Annotated in this window: 4 protein-coding genes; 2 read left to right on the forward strand and 2 right to left on the reverse strand. The window is 66.3% G+C overall.

Going from position 1 to position 4,268, the window contains the following annotated elements; translation table 11 throughout:
- Positions 1 to 650, reverse strand: a 650-nt coding sequence (locus tag AC2VOK_RS16855) for an AraC family transcriptional regulator ligand-binding domain-containing protein (RefSeq protein ID WP_428901505.1), incomplete at its 3' end; no start/stop codon positions are given.
- Between the two features lie 116 nt (positions 651 to 766).
- Between AC2VOK_RS16855 and AC2VOK_RS16860 the strand changes: the two genes are divergently transcribed.
- Together AC2VOK_RS16860 and AC2VOK_RS16865 are read left to right on the forward strand one after the other, a co-directional pair.
- Positions 767 to 1,891, forward strand: a complete 1,125-nt coding sequence (locus AC2VOK_RS16860) for a histidine phosphatase family protein (RefSeq protein WP_428901506.1) — start codon at positions 767 to 769, stop codon at positions 1,889 to 1,891.
- A 53-nt stretch (positions 1,892 to 1,944) separates the two neighbouring features.
- Positions 1,945 to 3,135 (forward strand): histidine phosphatase family protein, encoded by a 1,191-nt coding sequence (locus AC2VOK_RS16865; RefSeq protein ID WP_428901507.1) that lies wholly within the window; start codon positions 1,945 to 1,947, stop codon positions 3,133 to 3,135.
- Between the two features lie 76 nt (positions 3,136 to 3,211).
- Here the strand turns inward: AC2VOK_RS16865 and AC2VOK_RS16870 are convergent, their stop codons facing one another.
- Positions 3,212 to 4,111 carry an alpha/beta hydrolase gene (locus AC2VOK_RS16870; protein WP_428901508.1) on the reverse strand — a complete coding sequence of 300 codons (900 nt, stop codon included), beginning with the start codon at positions 4,109 to 4,111 and terminating at the stop codon, positions 3,212 to 3,214.
- Positions 4,112 to 4,268: the final 157 nt, after the last annotated feature.

Raw genomic sequence — 4,268 nt, forward strand, 5'->3', positions numbered from 1 at the left:
TCGACGAGCGCCCGGTGGGCCACGTGATCCGGGTGCATGCGCCGACGAAGGTCTCCGGCTCTGAGGGTGAGCCCCGTTGTGCGTTCGGCGAAATACCCTCTGCAGCCGAAATAGTCGACGTAGTCGCCCGCCGGGGTGAGCGGGTCGTGCGGCAGATGCACCGAAATCGGGTTGTAGTTCTCGCCCAGCAGGAACCGCAGCACGCCCAGCGAAACCCCGAGGCACAACTCGATGCTCTGCGGACAGTGCGGCACGCGATCGAGAAGGAGCTCGCACTTGAGGAAAAGTCGATCGCGATTGTCCAGCGGCACCACTCCGACCGCGAGGGCGGGGCTGTAGGCCGAGATGAAGGTGCTGATGACGGTCAGCGCGTCGGCCACGGTGGCGGCCGTGCGGGCGGCCGCGCCGACGGGCCCGATGATCTCCAGGCTTTGCCGTCGCGCCAGACGACGACCGAAATCCGGCGTGGCGGTCGCCGCAGCGGCGGACTCGACCGCGCGCAGGACGGCGCGCACCGGAAGCTGGACTCCGTAGTCGGCGGCATCCCGGGCCCGGATACCCGCCGTGCGAAGCAGTTGATCCGGATCTCCGCCCAGTTCGCGAACGAGCTCGGGATAACACGACAGCGACGACCCCCGGATCATCGACATGTCGCCGATTGTCAAAGCTTTGTCCTGAAAGGTCAAGACAGGTGACCCGGCCGGAGCCGAAGGTGTGACCAACGGTCCACACGGCACACGGCTCCACTGGCCAGGAGGAGCGCAGCATGTACGGCGGGATTTGCTGGAGAGTTGTCCTCGATATCGCCCTCGTCATCGCTTTCACCATCCCGGCCGGCCGGCCGGAGATCCGCGTGCCCGATGTCGCGCTCACCGCCGGTGAGGAAGACATCGTCATCGACATCGTGCGGCACGGGCAGATGCAGTCCCCCTACGACATGCTGCTCACCCCCTCTCCGGCCTATCCGGGGGCGCCGCTCAGCGACCTCGGCCAGCAACAGGCCGAAGAGATCGGACAGCAGCTCTACGACCAGCTCGGTCCGGTCGCAGGGGTGTTCGAGGGGCAGGGCCTTCGGGAAATGGGAACGGCGGTGCCATTCGCCGACCTGGAGAACATGACCCCTCAGGTGTTGCCGGGGCTCAACGAGATCGACAGCGGCATCTTCGCGCTGGACCCGATCAACAGCCTCGGCGGCCGGCTCGCCTTTCTGATCGCGGCTGGATGGGCGTTGGGATCTCCGCTCGGACTGGCCTGGCTGCCCGTCCCGGGCGGCATTCAAGATGTGAACGGATTGTCGTTCGACGAACGGTTCACCGGTGCCATCGACACGATGTACACCGACGCCATCGCCAACCCGGTGGTCAGTGACAACGGCGACATCACCGCCGTGGGCTTCAACAGCGAAGCAGCGATCTTCGTGTGGACGATGATGAACGTCAAAAACCCCGATCTCTCCTTCTTCGTCCCCCGCATCATCGAATCGCACCTGATTCCCAACGGATTCTCCGACTATTTCCTGCCCAACACCGGCGTCGTTCAAATCGAGGGCAGCCCCACCGACGGCTGGACGTTGGTCAGCTGGGACGGCCAACCCGTGCCCCAGAATCCGGGACTGCCCACAGAACTTTTCGTCGACACCCGCAACCTGGTGCTGCCGATCGACCTCGCGCTGTGGAACATCTGGGAGGCTGTTCTCGGCGGCAATCCGGCCACGATCGGTGCCGCTCTTGTCGACGGCGCGCAGACCGCCTTCGCGGCCACCGTGGATTTCCCGGTGGCAGTTGCCGACGACCTCGTCGCCGCGCTGCAGAACCTCCTCACCGGTATCGGCGCGCAGGCGGCGGCCGACGCGGGTGCCCTGGCGGCCGACGTCCTCACGTCATTGCTGTGAGGCGATGAACTGCGCCGGTGCGCCGATCGCATTCAACCCAGGAGGCAGTCAGCATGCAGATCATCGGCCGGTTGTCCGCCGTGGGTGCCATCCTCGTCGCCATGGGCGTCATGACCTCAACCACGCCGTCACCCGAGGCCGACGCGTCCCGCGTCGTACTCACCGCCGGTGAGGAAGACATCGTCATCGACATCGTGCGGCACGGACAACGGCTGGCACCGTACAACGAGCTCGTCACCCCGTCGCCGGCGTATCCCGGTGCACCGCTGAGCGAACTCGGTCATCAACAGGCCACCGACGTCGGCAACCAACTGTTCGCCGAACTCGGTCCCGTCGCAGGTATTTTCGAAGGCCAGGGCGTCCGGGAAATGCAAACCGCGGCGCCGTTCGCCGCGCTGGAGAACATGACCCCGCAGGTGTTACCGGGGCTCGACGAGATCGACAGCGGCATCTTTGCGGGCTATCCGATCCACGGCCCGGCAGGCGTCTTCTACCAACTGCCCGAGTTCATGTGGACGTTGTTCGGCTTGGAGTTGTTCCCGATGCCCGGTGCCAGCCAGGACCCCAACGGGGTCGTGCTGGACGCAAATTTCACCGGCGCGATCGATACGATGTACAGCGATGCCATCGCCGACCCGGTGGTGAGCAACAACGGCGACATCACCGTCGTGGGTTTCAACAGCGAAGCCTCGGTCACCGCCTGGGTGTTGCTGAACGTCAAAAACCCGGACATCGCCTTCTTCTTGCCCCGCGCCATCGAATCGTTGATCAATGCCAACGAGTATCCGCTGCTGCCCAACGGCGGGGTCGTCGAAATCGAGGGCAACCCCACCGACGGCTGGACGCTGGTCAGCTGGGACGGGACCCCGATACCGCAGAACCCGGGACTGTTGACCGAGTTGGTCGTGGACGTGCGCAACCCGGTCATCGTGGAGCAAACCGCGACGTGGGACATATTCGAGGCGTTCTTGACCGCCGATCCGACGACTTTCGAGAATGCGGTGGTGACCGGTGTCGAGAACGTCGCGGCGTCACTGGTCCAACTCCCGTTGTCGATCATCGACGACATCGGTGCTGCGATACAGAACCTCGTCACCGACATCGGTGCGGCGGCGGTGGGCGATGCGACCGCAGCGATCAGCGAACTCGGTGGTGCGATACCAAGCCTGGGAACCGATCTCGGCGCTGCGGCGGCCAGTGAAGCGGCCGCAGTGGCCGGCGACGTTGTCGCGTCACTGTTCTGAACCACTTTCTTGCTGACCGGCAGACGCGCTGGACGGCGATCGGGCGCGGATTCCGCCGGCGCTGCATCCCGGCGAGTCAGGGGGCGGTGGTTTTCACGTGCGCGTCGAGGAAGCCGATCTGGTCGGCGACGACTCGTTCGAACGCGGCGCCGACGTAGATGTCGAAATGGCCCTCGGGGTAGGTCTTGATCTCACCGCGCGGGGCCCTGGCAACGTGGCGCAGCGTGGCACCCGCGGGCGCCACCGAGTCGAACTCGCTCACGCAGAACAGGATCGGGCAACCGATCTCGGCCGCGTAGCGTCCCGGCCGGTAGGTCATGATCTGCAACGCGATCCGGGCCGCCACCTCGTTGGTCAATCGCGCGCCGTCGGGGACCAGCCGCAAGTAGCCCTCGTAGGCGTCGGGCGTGTTCATCAGGGCCACCTCGCCGGGCCGGCCCGCCGTGGCGACCATGACGGGGGGCCTGCCCAGCCGACCGGCCACGACGTCGCGCACCGCGCGCGCGAAGATGCGTGCGGAGGCCAGCGGGTTGGTGATCGTGCGCACCGAGGCCAGGCCGTCGGTGAAGGGGCATTGCGCCACGGCCGCGGCGATGCCCGGCAGCCGGGCCGCCGACGCGATCACATGGCCGCCGCTGAAAGATGTGCCCCACAAAACGATTCGTCGGTTGTCGATGCCGTCCAGGGTGCGGGCATAGGCCACCGCCGCCGCCCAGTCCGCCAGCTGCATGCCGACGTCGAGCACCTGGCGGGGCAGGCCCTCGCTGTCGCCGAAGTTGCGGTAGTCGAACACCAGGCAGGCGTAGCCGGCCGCGCTGAACCGTTCGGCGTAGGCGTCGAGCCGCATGGTGCGCACCGCCCCCAGTCCGTGTGCCATCACCAGTAGCGGCGCCGGTCCGTCGGCGGTGGGCCGGTAGAGCCACGCACTGATCATCTGACCGCCGGAGCTGAACTGCACGTCCTCGCGCTGCGCCATCGCCGTCTCCTCATTCTGCGCGCCGGCGCCGACACCGGCCACGGTAGGTCTCTCAAAAATAATGGACTAGTGTCTAGAAACGCCTTCCAACGTTCACCTCAGGACGGAGACCGCCCATGGCGATCCGGGTCGCTCACGTCGGGACCGGGAATGTCGG

The organism is Mycobacterium sp. TH-M116, from assembly GCF_057473685.1.